General features: G+C 74.0%; 22 protein-coding genes. 14 read left to right on the forward strand and 8 right to left on the reverse strand.

Features of this window, described 5'->3' with window-relative positions:
- Positions 1-37: 37 nt before the first annotated feature.
- Complete coding sequence (locus ACWPWV_RS08250) at positions 38-1114, reverse strand: App1 family protein (protein ID WP_454042438.1); 1077 nt, start codon at positions 1112-1114, stop codon at positions 38-40.
- 132 nt (positions 1115-1246) lie between these two features.
- Here ACWPWV_RS08250 and ACWPWV_RS08255 point away from each other — a divergent pair, with 132 nt between their 5' ends.
- Complete coding sequence (locus ACWPWV_RS08255) at positions 1247-1717, forward strand: hypothetical protein (RefSeq protein WP_454042439.1); 471 nt, start codon at positions 1247-1249, stop codon at positions 1715-1717.
- Positions 1718-1750: 33 nt separating this feature from the next.
- Here the strand turns inward: ACWPWV_RS08255 and ACWPWV_RS08260 are convergent, their stop codons facing one another.
- Entirely contained in the window at positions 1751-1954 is a 204-nt protein-coding gene (locus ACWPWV_RS08260) for a DUF2945 domain-containing protein (RefSeq protein ID WP_454042440.1), read from the reverse strand.
- A 70-nt stretch (positions 1955-2024) separates the two neighbouring features.
- On the opposite strand from ACWPWV_RS08260, the gene ACWPWV_RS08265 reads away from it, so the two are divergent.
- The 4 genes from ACWPWV_RS08265 to ACWPWV_RS08280 all read left to right on the forward strand — a co-directional run bounded on the left by ACWPWV_RS08265 (position 2025) and on the right by ACWPWV_RS08280 (position 4257).
- Positions 2025-2651, forward strand: a complete 627-nt coding sequence (locus tag ACWPWV_RS08265) for a pyridoxamine 5'-phosphate oxidase family protein (RefSeq protein WP_454042441.1) — start codon at positions 2025-2027, stop codon at positions 2649-2651.
- Positions 2648-3013 (forward strand): TfoX/Sxy family protein, encoded by a 366-nt coding sequence (locus ACWPWV_RS08270; RefSeq protein ID WP_454042442.1) that lies wholly within the window; start codon positions 2648-2650, stop codon positions 3011-3013. Before ACWPWV_RS08265 ends, ACWPWV_RS08270 begins: the two co-directional genes overlap by 4 nt.
- Positions 3014-3060: 47 nt before the next feature.
- Positions 3061-3985, forward strand: a protein-coding gene (locus tag ACWPWV_RS08275; RefSeq protein ID WP_454042443.1) for an IS5 family transposase whose coding sequence is annotated in 2 segments (ribosomal slippage) — positions 3061-3423 and positions 3425-3985 — 924 coding nt in all. Because the reading frame shifts where the segments join, the coding sequence is not laid out codon by codon here.
- On the forward strand, positions 3982-4257 hold the full coding sequence (locus ACWPWV_RS08280) for a hypothetical protein (RefSeq protein ID WP_454042444.1): 276 nt from the start codon (positions 3982-3984) through the stop codon (positions 4255-4257). The genes ACWPWV_RS08275 and ACWPWV_RS08280 overlap by 4 nt, the downstream gene beginning before the upstream one ends.
- Positions 4258-4300: 43 nt before the next feature.
- On the opposite strand, the gene ACWPWV_RS08285 is transcribed toward ACWPWV_RS08280, so the two are convergent.
- Positions 4301-4945, reverse strand: coding sequence for a nucleoside/nucleotide kinase family protein (locus ACWPWV_RS08285; RefSeq protein ID WP_454042445.1), 645 nt, complete (start codon positions 4943-4945; stop codon positions 4301-4303).
- Between the two features lie 79 nt (positions 4946-5024).
- On the opposite strand from ACWPWV_RS08285, the gene ACWPWV_RS08290 reads away from it, so the two are divergent.
- Entirely contained in the window at positions 5025-5489 is a 465-nt protein-coding gene (locus tag ACWPWV_RS08290; protein WP_454042446.1) for a MarR family winged helix-turn-helix transcriptional regulator, read from the forward strand.
- Positions 5490-5641: 152 nt separating this feature from the next.
- The gene (locus ACWPWV_RS08295; protein ID WP_454042447.1) at positions 5642-6064 is read left to right on the forward strand and encodes an organic hydroperoxide resistance protein; all 423 of its coding nucleotides are present in this window, start codon (positions 5642-5644) and stop codon (positions 6062-6064) included.
- Positions 6065-6114: 50 nt separating this feature from the next.
- Here ACWPWV_RS08295 and ACWPWV_RS08300 read toward each other — a convergent pair whose 3' ends face one another.
- Complete coding sequence (locus tag ACWPWV_RS08300; protein ID WP_454042448.1) at positions 6115-6624, reverse strand: MarR family winged helix-turn-helix transcriptional regulator; 510 nt, start codon at positions 6622-6624, stop codon at positions 6115-6117.
- Between the two features lie 94 nt (positions 6625-6718).
- Between ACWPWV_RS08300 and ACWPWV_RS08305 the strand changes: the two genes are divergently transcribed.
- The 3 genes from ACWPWV_RS08305 to ACWPWV_RS08315 all read left to right on the forward strand — a co-directional run bounded on the left by ACWPWV_RS08305 (position 6719) and on the right by ACWPWV_RS08315 (position 8352).
- Positions 6719-7147, forward strand: coding sequence for a Rid family hydrolase (locus ACWPWV_RS08305; RefSeq protein ID WP_454042449.1), 429 nt, complete (start codon positions 6719-6721; stop codon positions 7145-7147).
- Between the two features lie 46 nt (positions 7148-7193).
- Positions 7194-8036 carry an NAD(P)H-binding protein gene (locus ACWPWV_RS08310; protein ID WP_454042450.1) on the forward strand — a complete coding sequence of 281 codons (843 nt, stop codon included), beginning with the start codon at positions 7194-7196 and terminating at the stop codon, positions 8034-8036.
- Between the two features lie 145 nt (positions 8037-8181).
- On the forward strand, positions 8182-8352 hold the full coding sequence (locus tag ACWPWV_RS08315; protein WP_454042451.1) for a hypothetical protein: 171 nt from the start codon (positions 8182-8184) through the stop codon (positions 8350-8352).
- A 12-nt stretch (positions 8353-8364) separates the two neighbouring features.
- Here ACWPWV_RS08315 and ACWPWV_RS08320 read toward each other — a convergent pair whose 3' ends face one another.
- The 3 genes from ACWPWV_RS08320 to ACWPWV_RS08330 are packed head-to-tail and all read right to left on the reverse strand — an operon-like array spanning position 8365 to position 10502.
- Positions 8365-9222, reverse strand: coding sequence for a ferredoxin reductase (locus ACWPWV_RS08320; RefSeq protein ID WP_454042452.1), 858 nt, complete (start codon positions 9220-9222; stop codon positions 8365-8367).
- Positions 9215-9814 (reverse strand): sulfite oxidase-like oxidoreductase, encoded by a 600-nt coding sequence (locus tag ACWPWV_RS08325; protein WP_454042453.1) that lies wholly within the window; start codon positions 9812-9814, stop codon positions 9215-9217. The genes ACWPWV_RS08320 and ACWPWV_RS08325 overlap by 8 nt, the downstream gene beginning before the upstream one ends.
- A gap of 37 nt (positions 9815-9851) precedes the next feature.
- A complete protein-coding gene (locus ACWPWV_RS08330) occupies positions 9852-10502 on the reverse strand; it encodes a TetR/AcrR family transcriptional regulator (RefSeq protein ID WP_454042454.1) in 651 nt (216 codons plus the stop codon).
- Between the two features lie 128 nt (positions 10503-10630).
- Here ACWPWV_RS08330 and ACWPWV_RS08335 point away from each other — a divergent pair, with 128 nt between their 5' ends.
- Both ACWPWV_RS08335 and ACWPWV_RS08340 read left to right on the forward strand, forming a co-directional pair.
- On the forward strand, positions 10631-11944 hold the full coding sequence (locus tag ACWPWV_RS08335; protein ID WP_454042455.1) for a glycosyltransferase: 1314 nt from the start codon (positions 10631-10633) through the stop codon (positions 11942-11944).
- A gap of 152 nt (positions 11945-12096) precedes the next feature.
- Positions 12097-13458 carry a glycerophosphodiester phosphodiesterase family protein gene (locus ACWPWV_RS08340; protein WP_454042456.1) on the forward strand — a complete coding sequence of 454 codons (1362 nt, stop codon included), beginning with the start codon at positions 12097-12099 and terminating at the stop codon, positions 13456-13458.
- Between the two features lie 16 nt (positions 13459-13474).
- Here ACWPWV_RS08340 and ACWPWV_RS08345 read toward each other — a convergent pair whose 3' ends face one another.
- Complete coding sequence (locus ACWPWV_RS08345; protein WP_454042838.1) at positions 13475-14206, reverse strand: class I SAM-dependent methyltransferase; 732 nt, start codon at positions 14204-14206, stop codon at positions 13475-13477.
- 118 nt (positions 14207-14324) lie between these two features.
- Between ACWPWV_RS08345 and ACWPWV_RS08350 the strand changes: the two genes are divergently transcribed.
- Positions 14325-14909 carry a carboxymuconolactone decarboxylase family protein gene (locus tag ACWPWV_RS08350; RefSeq protein ID WP_454042457.1) on the forward strand — a complete coding sequence of 195 codons (585 nt, stop codon included), beginning with the start codon at positions 14325-14327 and terminating at the stop codon, positions 14907-14909.
- A gap of 4 nt (positions 14910-14913) precedes the next feature.
- Positions 14914-15786, forward strand: a complete 873-nt coding sequence (locus ACWPWV_RS08355; RefSeq protein WP_454042458.1) for an RNA polymerase sigma-70 factor — start codon at positions 14914-14916, stop codon at positions 15784-15786.
- The last annotated feature ends 63 nt before the right edge of the window (positions 15787-15849 follow it).

Genomic DNA, 15849 nt, shown 5'->3' on the forward strand with positions numbered 1-15849 from the left:
CTCCCAGCGTCCCACCACCCCCTCGGCGGTGCATCACTCAGCGGCGGTAGTCCGCCAGCGCCGTGGCGAGCGAGCGCGCGAGCGCCGCGCCGTCGGGACCCTGCGCCGCGGGCACGGGCGCCTCGTGCTCGGGACGGTGGGCGTCGTCCCCGGGCGTCGGCAGGGGGGAGCCGTGGGAGAGCACCTGCTGCGTGGGCGTGAGCTGGCGGATCGCGATCGCGGCGACGTGGTCGGGGTGCAGGCGCGCGGCGCGCGTGTAGATCTCGGGGTCGTGCTGGCCGTCGTCGCCGATCAGGAGCCAGTCGACGTCCGGGAGCTCGCGCACGAGCCGGTCGATCGACGTGTTCTTGTGCTCGCGGCCGCTGCGGAACCACCCCGTGTTGGTGGGGCCCCAGTCGGTGAGCAGCAGCGGGCCCGGCGGGTAGGCGTTGCGCTGGAGGAAGCGGCGCAGGTTCGCCGCGGTGTTCCACGCGCCCGTCGACACGTACACGAACGGCGTGCCGGGGTTCGCCGAGGCGATGCCCTGGTAGAGCACGGCCATGCCGGGCACCGGGACCCTGGCGCTCGAGTGCCGGACGAACGTGTTCCACGCGGCGAGCAGCGGTCGCGGGACCGCGGTCACCATCGTGGTGTCGTCGATGTCGGAGACGACCCCGAGCCGTCGGCCGTCCGCGACGACCAGGACGCGGCCCGTCACGAGCTCGCCCGACGCGGGCCGGAACGTGACGTCGTGCCAGCCCGGGGGGAGGTCGACCTCGACCGTGACGTCGAGATAGCCCGAACGGTCCGAGCAGACGTCGACCACCGTCTCGCCGACGTAGACCCGCACCTCCTCGCGCGACGCGGGCGCGGTGAAGAAGTAGCGCCAGCCACGCCGGTCCGCGGTCGTCGCGGGGTCGAAGGCGGGGCTCGCGAGCAGGACCCGCCCGAGGACGCGCACGCGGCGCGTGCTCCCGTACCCCGTGAAGGGCTCGACGCGCGGGCGCCACCCGCGGGACTTCTGGAACCGGGAGACGACGGCGCGCCACCGGTCCTCGAGGCGGGCCGCCCGGTGCGGGCGCTGGCTCCTGGACGGCTCGGTGGTGACGGAGGGTGCGGTGGCGGTCTCTGGCATGAGCGGTTCGGGCGTCTCCGTTCGGGGGTGGGCAGGTCAACACTGTCACAGCGTCCCTCCGCGCGCGGCCGGGGGACGCGGCGGCCCGGTTCTTCGCGTGCGGGTGCCTCGTGCTCGTCCTAGCGTGGCCGCGTGGCCGACGACGCGACCGACCAAGACCCCCGCGAGACCCACGAGCTGCCGGGGCGTGCGGCGCCGGACGGCGTGAGCGACGCGACGGTCGACGCCCTGGGCGCCCTCAGCGAGGCGCTCGAGACGACGGAGCGCGCGCGGGGGCACCTCTACGCGTTCCACCAGCTCACGGGCGAGGCGGACCTCGCCCTGGGCGACGCCGTGGAGAAGCTGCGGGCGGCGGGGCACGACGAGGTCGCCGACCGGGTCGAGGCGGACCTCGTCGGACGCAACGTCGTGTCGGGTCGGTGGACGTTCCAGCTCGTCGAGGAGTACGACGACGGCTACTGGTCGGCGTTCCGCGCGCACGAGCGGAAGGCACGCGACGAGCTCGCGGGCGGCGTCCGGCACCTGTTCGAGGCACGGATGAAGCAGGACCGGCGGTCGGCGGGCCGCGCAGGTCATGAAGCAGGGCCGGTGGCCCCGGCCTGACCGCGCCCGGGTCAGAGCGCTGACCGCTCCCGGTCAGACGGCCCGGAGCGACGACTCCTTGTGCGCGGCGCGGGCGCCGCTCTTCTCCGACTCGACGATCCAGTACGGGTCGTCGTCCGTGGGGACGAAGGCCTGGCCGTCGTGCTCGAAGCGCGTGGTGCGCTTCTCGACGGCCGTGCCCGTGGTCCGGCCCTGCGACGTGTTCCACGAGACCCGATCCCCGCGCGAGATGCTCATCCGTGGACCGTAGGCCGATGAGTCCGCGCTCGCTCGCCGGTCCCAGGGAAGACCGACGAGAGGACCCGACGTGACCACCACCCCTGACGACGACCTCGACACCCGAACCGTCGCCGCCGCCCCCGCGCCGGACCTCGGCAGCACCGTGGAGACGCCCGGCGACCCCGACGGGACGCTGGTCCCCGGCTACAGCTCGCCCGGCGCGCGCGCGGTGCCGTGGGAGACCGTGCGACGGACGCTCGAGCGCGCCGAGATCTCGTGGATCTCGACGGTGCGCCCCGACGGGCGTCCTCACGTCACGCCGTTGATGACCGTCGTCGCGGACGGGTGCCTCCACGTCACCACGGGCCCCGAGGAGCGCAAGGCCCGCAACCTCGCGGAGAACCCCCACGTCGTGCTCACCACCGGCACCAACGCGTACGTCGACGCGCTCGACGTGGTCGTGGAGGGCGAGGCGGTGCGCGTGACGGACGACGCCGCGCTGCACCGCCTCGCCGAGCGGTGGCGGTGCAAGTACGGCGACGAGTGGGCGTTCACCGTGCGCGACGGGTCGTTCCGGCACGCCGACGGTGGCGAGGCCCTGGTCTTCGCCGTCCGGCCCGACGTCGTCTTCGCGTACGAGCGGACGGCGGAGCACGCCGCGATGCGCTGGCGGTTCGGTGACGGCGGCGAGGCACGCGCGGCGGGTGCCTCATGACGGGCGACGCCGCGGCGGCGGCGCGCGACGAGCTGGTCGGCCGGCTCCGGGCCCTGCTCGCCGACGAGCCGTCGGTGCGCGAGGTGTCGATGTTCGGCGGTCGGTCCTTCATGGTCGACGACGCGCTGGTCGTCAGCGCGCTGCGTGGCGGAGACCTCCTCGTCCGTGTCGACGCCCGCCGTCACGACGAGCTCGTCGCGCGTCCGGGTGCCGCGCGGGCCCAGATGGGCGCGGGCCGCGACATGGGGCCCGGGTGGGTCGCGGTCGACGCCGCCGCCGTCGTCGGCGACGGCCTGTCGTCCTGGCTCGGCGTCGCGCTGGAGCACCACCGGGCCGCGACGGCAGGGCCGGCCGAGGACTAGGGCGTGTCTCCTAACCCAGCGGTGAGGCTCGCGGCAGACTCGCGGCCGTGAGTCGTTTCCAGGTCTTGACGGACGAGCAATGGGAGCGGATCGAGCCGTTGCTGCCGTCGAACGCGGGCAAGGTTGGTCGCCCGTTCGGTGATCACCGCACGGTGGTGGAGGGCATCGCCTACCGGTACCGGACCGGGATCCCATGGCGTGATCTGCCCCGCGAGGCTTTCGGGCCGTGGCAGACGGTGTGGAAGCGGCACAAGAAGTTCGCCGACGACGGGACGTGGGACCGCATCCTCGCGCACTTGATGGCCGAGGCCGACGCCGCTGGGCAGATCGACTGGACGGTGTCGGTGGACTCGACGATCAACCGGGCTCACCAGCACGCGACGAACACGAGGCGTCCGGAGCAGGACACAGGGGGCGTCGTCGAATCACAAGAAGTGCCGCGAGAGCGTCGTCCACAGTGAACCTGCAGGTCATGGCATCGGGCGGTCGCGTGGTGGGTTGACGAACAAGGTCCACCACGCGGTCGACGGGCGAGGACGTCCGCTCGCGGTGGTGGTCACACCTGGGCAGTCGCACGACGGGCGTGCGCTGGAGCTGGTGCTCGGCGACATCTGGGTACCGCGCCTGGGCGTGGGCCGTCCACGAACGACACCGGACGCGGTGCTCGGGGACAAGGCGTACTCCTCGCGCGGCACTCGGGAGATGCTGCGTCGGCGCGGCATCAAGGTCGTGATCCCTGAGCCGGCCGATCAGCAGGCGAACCGGAAGCGTCGCGGCGCCAAGGGCGGACGCCCGCCGAAACTCGACCGCGAGACCTACAAGCGGCGCAACGTCGTCGAGCGGTCCTTCAATCTGCTCAAGCAGTGGCGCGGCCTGGGAACCCGATACGACAAGCACGCGGTGATCTACCGCGCCGGCGCTGTCCTCGCCGCGATCGTCGCCTGGGTTCGCAGTGCGACCATTCAACGGTGACGACGAACCTGGGCCAGGGGTGGACGATCGAGCGCGTGCGCACCCACTCGGGTGACGCCAACGCCGAGGAGCTCTCTCTCGTTCGACACGCCTACCTCGACGATGGCAACGACCTCGTCCCGCTCATCCCACGCGCGATCGTCCAGGTCGGTGGGCTGATCCTCGTACGCCACGACGACAACTGGTACATGGGCGAACTTGCCGACGACGGCACCGCTATCTGCTGGAGCGCCTACGCGTCTGACCTCGGAGAGGCGATCGACGCGCTCTGACCCTAGTGAGCAGCCGTGCCTGGACACGATTGGGAGACACGTCCTAGTCCGGGATCGCGCCGGAGACGACGAGGTCGGCACGCGGCCGCGTCGCCTCGACGACGAGCGCGTTGCGGCCGTCGACCTCGTCCGCCCAGGCCGTCGCCGCCTCGACCGTGCGTCCGTGCCGTGTGTGGCGGTCGACGAGCCGTCGCCGGCGCTCCTCGTCGGTGGCGCGGCAGAACCACGCCTCGTCGAGCAGGTCGCGCACGCGAACCCACGGCTCCTCCGCCACGAGGAGGTAGTTGCCCTCCACGACGACGACCCGGTGCTCGGGACCCACGGCGATCTCGCCGGCCACGGGCTCGTCGACCTCGCGGTGGAACGACGGCGCGTACACCGGGTGGTCGACCTCGTCGCGCACACGGCGCAGCAGGGCGACGAACCCCCAGCCGTCGAACGTGTCCGGCGCGCCCTTGCGGTCGTGCCGGCCGAGCCGGTCGAGCGTCGCGTTCGCGAGGTGGAACCCGTCCATCGGCAGGTGCACCGCCTCGGGCCCGAGCGACTCCGCGAGCCGGACGGCCAGCGTGGTCTTGCCCGCGCCGGGGCTGCCGGTGATCCCGACCACGACCCGGCCGCCGTCCGCCCGGTCCTGCAGCGCGCGGACGCGTGCGACCAGCGCGCCCAGGTCCTCCACGTCGGTCTTCATGCCGCCAGTGTCCCGGAGAGGGACGACGGTTCGCGCGAGACGTATTGTGCACAACCGGGTTGTGCACCATGATGAGGAGGTGAGCACCGAGAGCCCGCCGACCGACGTCGGCGACATGGTCTGCTTCTCCCTGTACGCCGCGGCACGCGCGACGACGCAGGCCTACCGGGCGCTGCTCGCGCCGTGGGACCTCACCTATCCCCAGTACCTCGTCCTCGTCGACCTCTGGGTGCACGAGAGCCGGACGGTCGGAGAGCTCGGCGCCTGCCTGGGCCTCGACTCCGGGACGCTCTCCCCGCTCCTGCGCCGCATGGAGCGCGCAGACCTGCTCGTGCGGACGCGCGACGAGGCGGACGAGCGGGTCGTGGTGGCGCGGCTCACCGACCGCGGCCTCGCGCTGCGTGACGAGCTGGGCGACGTCCCCCGGCGCGTCTACGAGGGGATGGGGCTGGACCCCGAGGGAGCCCGTCGGCTGCGGGACGCGGTCCACGGGCTCACGGACGGCATGAGGGCCGTGACGACGGCGGCCCGTCAGGTCGGCTGAGCGCCCACCTCGACCGGCAGGTCCACCCTTCGCACCGGCCGGCCCTGCGCGCGACCGGGCCCGCCCACGACCGGGCCCACCTACGACCTCTCGCGCGAGAGTCCTCGCGCGAACCCCCGGGGCACGACCCCGAACCGACGAAAGGAACCGACATGGTCCCCCTCTACACCGCCGAGGCGCTCTCGACCGGAGGAGCACGCAACGGCAACGTCCGCACGAGCGACGGCGTGCTCGACCTCGACCTCGCCGTCCCGCGTGAGATGGGCGGCGCGGGAGGAGCGGCGAACCCGGAGCTCCTGTTCGCCGCCGGCTTCTCCGCGTGCTTCCACTCGGCCGTGCAGTCGGTCGCCCGGGCGCGCAAGGTCCCGCTCCACGACTCGTCCGTCGGCGCGCGCGTCCAGATCGGCCCCGACGGCGAGTCCGGCTTCCGCCTCGCCGTCCACCTCGAGGTCGTCCTGCCGGACGTCCCTCACGACGTCGCGCAGGAGCTGGTCGACGCGGCCCACCAGGTCTGCCCGTACTCGAACGCGACGCGCGGCAACATCGACGTCACGGTCTCCGTCGTGGAGGACTGACCGCAAGGTCCACCCCGGGTCGCGCGTGCTCGGCGAGACCCGGGGTCCCCTCACGAGGCCGCGAAGTCCTCCGGCCGGGTCCGCAGCTTCTCCGCGATCCGGGCGAGCGCCCGCTGGTCGGTGACCGTCAGCGGGTCGAGCACGTGCTCGCGCACGGACCGCACGTGCGCGGGGGCCGCCTCGCCCACCTTCGCCCAGCCCTCGTCCGTGAGGGCCGCGATCGTCCGTCGCCCGTCGTCCGGGTCGGGCTGGCGGTAGGCCCAGCCGCGGGCCTCGAACTTCTTCATGACGTTGGACAGGCGGGACAGCGAGCCGTTGGTCAGGTATGCCAGCTCGCTCATCACCAGCCGACGGTCCGGCGCCTCCGACATGTGGCTCAGCGTCAGGTACTCGAAGAGCGTCAGTCCGGCCGCGCGCTGGACGGCCGACTCCAGGCGGCTCGGCAGCAGGAGCATCAGGGATACGGCGCCCGTCCAGGCCTCCTTCTCGCTCGGGGAGAGCCAGCGCGGCTCGTCCTCGGCGTCCGCGCCGACCTGAGCTTCCTGGGTCGGTTCCGGCATGGACCCGACTCTAACAGCGCCGAATCACTTTTCGTGTGAAGTGAACCCGTGCTACGTTCAGTTCACACCTGAAGTGAAATCGAAGGAGCATCCCATGGTCACGCCCCAGTTCTTCGTCACCCCCGGCTACGGCGACATGATGCGTGAGCGCCTTCACTACCAGCAGGCGGTGCGCGTCGGCGACGTCGTCCACGTCTCCGGCCAGGGCGGCTGGGACGACGAGATCCGCTTCCCCGAGGACCTGGGCGACGAGATCGTCCGGGCCTTCGACAACGTCGAGCGCACTCTGGCGCTCGCGGGCGCCACGTGGCGCGACGTCGTCGCCGTCGACAGCTTCCACGTCCCCACGCGTCCGGACGAGATCGGCGACGAGCACACCGCGGTGATGGTCGAGCAGCTCCGTGAGCGCATGGGTGACCGCGCGCCGGTGTGGACCGAGATCGGCGTCGCCGCCCTCGGCGCCGTCGGCATGCGGGTCGAGATCCGGGTCACCGCGGTCGTGCCGGAGGGCGCCGGCTCCTGACCCCGCCCGACCGACCCGACCGAAGACTCCGTAGGGAAGGACACGCATGATGCGCATCCTCGTCACCTCCGTCCGTGGGAAGACCGGGTCGGCGCTGGCGGACCGGCTGGCGCCGCGGGACGACGTCGAGCTCCGGGGCGGGAGCACCGACCCCGCGCGGGTCACGCGCGACGGCGTCGTCCCGGTCGAGCTGTCCTGGGACGTCCCGGACGGGTGGGCCCGCGCCAACGCGGGTGTCGACGCGGTCTTCGTCGTCGTGCCGCTCCGGGCCGACGCTCCCGAGCTCGTCGCCTCGTACCTCGCGACGACGTCACGGTCCACCCACGTGGTCCTGCTCTCCGAGCGCGACCCGGCGCAGTCCGGACCGCAGGGCTGGTCCTCCCGCGTGGAGCACGCCGTCCGGACGAGCGGGCGGTCCTGGACCGTCCTGCGGCCCGGCTGGTTCATGCAGGTCATGAGGGACCCCCGGTTCCTGCGCGACCAGATCGCCGGCGGAGAGCTCGCCTTCCCGCACGCGGAGGCGCCCGTGGCCTGGACCGACGTGCGCGACATCGCCGAGGTCGCTGAGCTCGCCCTGCTCGACCGGCAGCATGCCGGCCGGACGTACGAGCTCTCCGGCCCGCAGGCCGTGCTCCACACCCGGACGGCGGAGCTCCTGTCCGCCGCGCTCGGCCGGCCGGTCGTCTACACCGAGCTCGGGGCCGCGGAGGCCCTGGACGGGCTCACCGGGTTCGAGCGGGAGCTGACCGCCCTCACGTACGAGCGCGTGCGCGCCGGGCACTTCGCCGTCGTCACGGACGACGTGCCGCGCCTGACGGGCCGGCCGGCGCGTTCCCTGGAGGCGTTCGTCGCCGACGCGGCGGCAGCCGGTGAGTGGTCGACCCCGTAGCCGCGGGCGCCGACCTCGGCGGCGCGAGTCCCGGATCGCCGACGTGCAGGTCCGGCGTCGAGCGCGGCCGTACCGTGGCCTCGTGGTGCCGCGTGACCTGGATCCCATGACGTCCCCCCGTGCCGTCGCCCGCTAGGGTCCGCCCATGGCCATCTACCCGTTCCTGATCCTCGCCTACGTCCTCGTCATCGCGACGGTGGCCGTCCTCGTCGTCTGGGCGCTCGTCCTGACGATCAAGCTGCTCCGCAGCGTGCTCGCGGAGCGCGAGGCGCGGGCGCGCGCGTGGGCGCAGGCGACCGTCGAGCCGCCGCGGTAGTCACCCCGCGGCTCAGTCGACCGCGGGGCCGAAGCGCTCCGTCTTCACACGTGCCGGGTCGTGGCCCAGCCCGACGAGCGTGCGCGACACCGCCTCGACGAACCCCGTCGGCCCGCACACGAAGCACGCGGGCTCGAGCTCGGGCGGCCACCCCCACGCGCCGAGCTCGGCGAGCGTGAGACGGCCAGGAGCGCGCCGGGAGTCGAGCGGCGCGGCGCGCGTGAAGGCGACGCTCACGTCGAGACCGTCACCCGCCCGCGCGAGGCGCGCGAGCTCGTCGGCGTAGAGCCTGTCCTCGGGCCGGCGCACGGAGTACACGAGGCGGAACGGCGAGCGGTCACCCTCGTCGCGGCGCGTCCGGAGCATCGCCATGAGGGGCGCGATCCCGGACCCGCCGGCGGCCAGGAGGACCGGGGTCCCGGCGTCGTGCTCGGGCGACCACACGAACCAGCCGCCGATCGGCCCGCGCACCTCGATCGTGTCACCCACGGTGAACCCGTCCGTGAGGTACCCGGAGACCTCGCCCCCGGGCACGCGCTGCACCGACACCTCCACGCGCGCGGTCGCCGCGGCGTCCGTGGCGGCGCTCGCGATCGAGTAGCTGCGCTCGGCCGTGTAGCCGTCGGCAGCGGTGAGGCGCAGGTCCAGGTGCTGTCCCGCGAGGTGCCCGGGCCAGTCGGGGACCTCGAGGACGAGGGTGCGCGCCGTCGGGCTCTCGGCCCACGCGTCGACGAGAGTGGCGACGCGCCAGCCCGACGGCATGGCGTAGCGCGCTCCCAGCCGGACGCCGCCGGGCTGCTCCGCGGCGCCCGGGAGCGCGGTGCCTCCGCCGACCCCGCCGGCCGCTCCCTCGGTCAGCTTCTCAGTCACCCTGGTACCTCTGCTCGCGCCACGGGTCGCCGAGGTCGTGGTAGCCGAGCCGCTCCCAGAAGCCCTGCTCGTCCATCGGCATGAGCGTGATCCGGTTGACCCACTTCGCGGACTTCCAGAAGTACAGGTGCGGCACGATGAGTCGCGCCGGGCCGCCGTGCACGGGGTGCAGCGGCGCGCCGTCGAACGTGTGGGCGATCCACGCCTTCCCGCCCAGCAGCTCCGCGACGGGGAGGTTCGTCGTGTACCCGCCGTAGCAGCCGACCATCGCGAAGTCGGCCGTCGACTCCACGTCGGCCAGGAGCGTGTCGAGGGAGACGCCGCGCCACGTCGTGCCGAACTTCGACCACCGGGTGACGCAGTGGATGTCGACCGTGGGCTCGTCCTGGGGGAGGCGCATGAGGTCGGCCCACGTCCACGTGTGCGTGGCGCCGGTCTCGGTGACGACGTCGAGCCGCCACGTGCTCGTGTCGACGCGCGGGGTGGGTCCCGCGGAGAGGACGGGGAACCCGGCCTCGACGTACTGCCCGGGCGGCAGGGCGACGCCCTGCGGCCTCGGCCGGCCCTGGAAGCCGGGGGTGAGGGTGCTCATGCCTCACGGTAGGCCGTGCGCGACGGCGCGTCATCCGTCAGGTGACCGGCTCGGCCCCCGGGGGCGACGCCACGAGCCGGACCACGGCGTCGCGCAGCCACGCGCGGTAGTCCTCGTCCGACCAGCCGGCGCCCGGGACGAAGTGGGTCCGACCCTCCGGGGCGAACACGTACGAGAGCGTCTCGGCCGCCCGCTCGCGCGAGGTGCGCAGCGTGAACCCGTGCGCGACGAGCAGATCGACGCTCGCGAGCACGGTGGACCGGCGGCGCTCGAGCAGCGCCTCGAGCTCTGCGGCGACCTGGTCGTCGCCGTGGGCCGCCGCGACGAACGCGGGCCACAGCCCCGCGACGCGCGCGTTCGCGTCGGCGACGAGCGCGACCATCCCGTCGAGGAAGGCGCCCGGGTCCGTCAGCGCCACGACGTCCCGGGCCTCGGGCCGGTCGGCGAGCGACTGCGGGCCCTCGGAGCCGCCGAACGTCAGCTCGAACGCCGCGAGGAGCAGGGCGCGCTTGGGGCCGTGCGCCTTGACCGTCTCGACGGAGACGCCCGCGCGGTCGGCGATGCGCGCGAGCGCCGTGCGCTCGTAGCCCCGCTCGGCGAACTCGGTCGCCGCGGCGCGCACCACCCGGTCGCGGGTGAGCGCGGCCTGCTCGGCGCGCAGGTCGGAGGAGTACGCACGAGGGACCACTATTGACTACCCCCTGAGGGTGATGAATACTTCGGACGGTTGATCGATCTTTCCACACGCCCGGACGGCCCGGTCCGCGCGTCACAGGCTCTCTCCCCCTGTAGCGCTCCCTACGAAAGGCACGACCGATGGCTTCCGTCCTGCTGTGCTCGACGCCCGTCCACGCCCACGTCACCCCCCTGCTCGCCGTCACGCGCAGCCTCGTCGCGCGCGGCCACGACGTCCGCTTCCTCACCGGCGCGCGCTTCGCCGACGCCGTCACGGCCGCCGGGGCGCAGCACCTGTCGCTGCCCGCCGAGGCCGACTTCGACGACCGCGACCTCGCCGGTCGCTTCCCCGGGCGGGCGGGACGGACGGGCCTCGACGCCATCCGGTACGACATGCTGCAGATCTTCGTCGGCCCCGGGCTCGCCCAGCACCGCGCGGTGCTCGCCGCCCTCGCCGACCGGCCGGCCGACGCGGTGCTCGTCGAGCCCCTGTTCCTCGGGGCGACGGCGCTCGCGGCCACGCCCGCGGACCGACGCCCGCCCCTCGTCGCGCTCGGCATCTTCCCCCTCGGGCTGACGAGCGCGCACACCGCGCCGTTCGGCCTGGGCCTGCTCCCCGCGCGCGGTCCGCTCGGCGTCGCGCGCAACCGGGTGCTGCAGCGGGTGGTGGAACGCTCGCTCGCGCCCGCCCAGGACGCCGCCGCGGACCTGGTCCGGGCAGCGGGGGAGCGGCCTCTGGACGGGTTCTTCCTCGGCTGGCCCGCGCACGCCGACGCGATCGTCCAGCTCACCGTCGAGGAGTTCGAGTACCCGCGACCCGACGTGCCCACGCCGGTGCACTACGTCGGCCCGCCCGCGGCGTCGGCGGCCGGCGGGACCGGCGGACCGGCGCTGCCGTCCTGGTGGGGCGACCTCGACGGGACGCGGCCCGTCGTCCACGTCACCCAGGGCACCGTCGCGAACGACGACCCGGAGCAGCTCCTGCTGCCCACGATCAGGGCGCTCGCCGGTGAGGACGTCCTCGTCGTCGCGGCGACGGGCGGGCGGCCGGTCGAGGCCCTCGGCGCGCTGCCGGAGAACGCCCGCGCGGCGGAGTACCTGCCCTATGACGCGTTGCTCCCGCGCACGTCGGCCTACGTGACGAACGGCGGGTACGGCGGCGTGCACCACGCGCTGCGCCACGGCGTACCGCTCGTCGTCGCGGGGAAGACCGAGGACAAGGCCGAGGTCGCGGCGCGCGTCGCGTGGTCCGGGGCGGGCGTCCGGCTGCGGACCAACGAGCCGCGGCCGTCCCAGGTGCGGCGCGCGGTCCGGCGCGTGCTCGACGACGCGGCGTACGCGGCCGCGAGCGCGCGGATCGGCGAGCGCATCGCCGCGTCGCCCGGGACGGACGGCGTGGTCGACGTCGTCGAAGGGCTCGTGGGCGCTGCGGCCCGGACCGCGGTCGACGGCTGAGACGGCGACCGCCCCGCTCGGGGCGGCCCGCGCCCGGTCATCCGCTGTTCACGCGCGCGACGTCCCGGTGTGGGCCCCGTGCCACCCACGCCGCCTAGCGTGGAGCGTGCGGTACGCGGCCGCGTGCCCGTCGAAGGAGAAGGGGACCAACCGTGAGCCGTCGTACACCGCTCCTCGCCGCCGCCCTCGCGGCGGTGCTCGCCTGCGGCACCGGGGCTGCCGCCGTCGCCGCGCCCGCGGTCCCGCCGCCCGGCTCGGACCTGCCGGCGTTCGACGTCCAGGCGCACCGCGGTGGCGTCGGCCTGAACGTCGAGAGCTCGGTCGCGTCGTTCTCCGAGGCGCTGCGGATGGGCGTCACGACCCTCGAGCTCGACGTGCAGATCACCGAGGACGGGCAGGCCGTCGTGACCCACGACCGGCGCACGAACGCCGCCGTCTGCCGGGACACGCGCCCCGCCACGCCGGGCGACCCCGAGTTCCCCTACGTCGGGCGGTACGTCAAGGACCTGACGCTGGCCCAGCTGCGCACGCTCGACTGCGGCTCCGTGACGAAGCCGCAGTTCCCGGAGCAGAAGCCCTCGCCGGGCGCGCGCATGATGCTGCTCACCGAGGTGTTCCAGCTCGTGCGCGACCACGACGCCGACGACGTCGTGCTCAACGTCGAGACCAAGGTCGAGGCCGGGGCGCCCCACGAGACGGCGCCGCGCGAGCAGTTCGTCCAGGTCGTGACCGGGCTCGTCCGCGCGTGGGGCATGGCCGACCAGGTGACGATCCAGAGCTTCGACTGGGGTTCCCTCGTGCGCGTGCGCGAGGTGATGCCGGAGCTGCCGATCGTCGCGCTGACCAACGGGCAGCAGTTCCTCCAGGTGGGGATGCCGGGTGCGTCGCCGTGGCTCGGCGGCCTCGACATCGACGACTTCGACGGCGACCTCGTCGCCGCGGTCGACTCGTTCGGTGCCGACGCGCTCTCGCCGGTGCACGGCGACCCGCAGAACGGGTCGATCGACGACCCCGGTTACGTGCCGTTCACCACGCAGGAGCTCGTCGACGACGCGCACGCCGCCGGGATCCGCGTGGTTCCGTGGACCGTCGACGACCGCCCCACGCTCGAGCACCTCGTCGACCTCGGGGTGGACGGGATCATCACCGACCACCCCGACGTGCTGCGCGACGTCCTCGCCGACCGCGGCTACGACCTCCCGGACGGCTACGCGTGGGAGGGCGACCCGCGGCTCGTGAACCTCGCTGCGCGGGCGCAGTGCCTGAACGGCCGCGCCCACGTCGCCGTCCACGCGGTCAACGGCGAGCAGGCCCCCGTCGACGTCCGCCTGACGACGCCCTACGGCGACGCGAAGCGCAGCGCGGTGCGGCCGGGTGCGGGCGCCTACGTGCTCGTGAGCTCGCGCGCGACGAGCGTGCCCGCGGGGACGGCGACCGTCGCCGGGTACCTGTGGGACGGCGTCGGGCACCACGAGGTGCGGACCGTGCCGTACGCGGGCGTGGTCTGCGGCTGATCGCGTCGCCCCCGGCTCAGGCGGTCGGGTCCCCTGCGCTCCGCAGGAGGTGCAGGACCGTCTGGTAGTGCTCCGTCACCGTGCCACCCAGCTCGTCGACCGCGTGCGCGGCCTGCTCCGCCTCGTCGGCGCTCCAGTCGCTGAACGTGCGGAAGAGCCGGTGCACCCGGTCGCGGTCGAGGTCGATCGACCAGTGCCAGCGGTCGGATCGGACGTGCTCGAACAGCCCGCCTGCCGACAGCTCGACCACGGTCGGCCGCAGCTCGCGGGCCGGCGCGTCGTCGGGCCGCTCGCGCCGGGCCACGATCTCGTCGACGCGGCTCCGGAACGGCGTGGCGACGTCGTCGCCGAACACGTTCCGCCAGACGGCGAGCCACCCGCGCGGTCTCAGCGTCGCGTGCATCGCAGGAAGCCCGACGGCGAGGTCCACCCAGTGCATCGCCGTCGCCGCGACGACGGCGTCGAACGCGTCGTCGGGCAGTTCCGCGTCCTCGAGCCGGGCCACGCGCACTTCTGCTCCCGGGGCGGTGGCCCGCGCGAGCGCGGCCAGGCGTCCGCCCGGCTCGAGAGCGACGACGTCCGTCCCGCGGCGCACGAGCTCCGCGGTGGCGAGGCCCGAGCCTGCGCCCACCTCGAGGACCCGCAACCCACGACCGATCGCGCCGGCCGCCTCCAACGCGTCGAAGACGACCGCCGGATAGGGCGGGCGTGCGGACGCGTACTCGGCGGCCATCCCCTCGAAGTGCATGCTCGACACCGCCACACCCTACGGCGAGGGCCTCGCGCCGGATCTCGAACCGGGCTGTCACAGCCGCCGCCCGGCCGGTGTCTCCATGTCGACACCACGAGACACCTCTGGAGGAGACATGGTCAGCGAAGCACGGGTGCCCGCCGCCGAGATCACCGGCGTCTACGGGGCCCTGGTCAAGACGATGAGCCGTCGGATGCTCGGACAGGTCCCGGACTCGCTCGGGGTGATGTGGAACAACCCCGCCGTGTTCAAGGACCTGATGACGCTGGGGCGCAGGGCCGAGAAGTGGGACCGGCTCGACCCGAACCTCGCGACGTTCGCGCACATGGCGACGGCAGCGACGGTCGGCTGCGGGTTCTGCCTCGACCTGCAGTACTTCCTCGCGCACGACAAGGGCCTCGACGAGGCGAGGGCGCGCGAGGTCCCGCGGTGGCGCGAGTCGGACGTCTTCACGCCCACCGAGCGTCGGGTCATGGAGTACGCCGAGGCGATGTGCCAGACGCCGCCCGCCGTGTCCGACGCGCTGTCCGACGCGCTCCTCGCCGACCTCGGGGCGGCGGCCCTCGTGGAGCTGGCCGCCAAGGTCGGCTTCATGAACGCCACGGCCCGGACGAACGTGGCGCTCGGCATCCGCTCGCAGGAGCTCGCGGCGTCGTGCGGGCTGCCGCCGCTCGCCCGCCCGGCCGCCGTGGCAGGCTGACCGCATGGGCGAGGACCCGTTCGTCACGCACCGACGCCTGCTGTTCACGGTCGCGTACGAGATGCTCGGCTCCGCCGCCGACGCGGAGGACGTCGTGCAGGACGCCTGGCTGCGGTGGGCCGACGTGGACCGGGACGAGGTGCGCGACCCGCGGGCCTACCTGGTCCGGGTCGTCACGCGGCAGGCGCTCAACCGGATGCGGACCGTCTCGCGCCGCCGTGAGGACTACGTGGGCGAGTGGTTGCCCGAGCCGCTGCTGACCAGCCCCGACGTGGCCGACGATGTCGAGCTGGCCGAGAGCGTCTCGTTCGCGATGCTCACCGTGCTCGAGACGCTCCGCCCGGCCGAGCGCGCCGTCTTCGTGCTGCGCGAGGTGTTCGACGTGCCCTACGACGAGATCGCCGAAGCCGTCGACCGCTCGCCGGCCGCCGTGCGGCAGATCGCGCACCGCGCCCGCGACCACGTCGCGGCGCGGCGTCCGCGGGTCGCCGTCGACCGGGACGAGCAGCGGCAGGTCGTCGAGCGGTTCCTCGCCGCTCTCTCCACGGGAGACGTCCAGGGCCTGCTCGACGTGCTGTCCCCGGACGTCGTCCTCGTGTCCGACGGCGGTGGCGTCGTCTCGGCCGCGCGCCGTCCCGTCGTCGGTGCGGACCGGCTCGCCCGGTACCTGCTGGGAGGGCTCGGGAAGGCCGGGGGGACCGTCGCGGCGAGCCTGGCGTGGATCAACGGCGCGGCCGGCCTCCGGATCGAGCTGGACGGCCGGCTCGCGAGCGCCGTGGGCGTCGTCGTCGAGGGTGGTCGCATCACCCGCCTGTTCGGCGTCGCGAACCCCGACAAGCTGGCGTGGCTCGACGACGAGGCCACCCTCGCGCGGTAGGGCCGTGCTCGTCGTACGTCTCCGGCGCCGCCGGAAGGACCGCCGCCGAACCGGCGACGGCCC

This window comes from Cellulosimicrobium sp. Marseille-Q8652 (genome assembly GCF_965112045.1).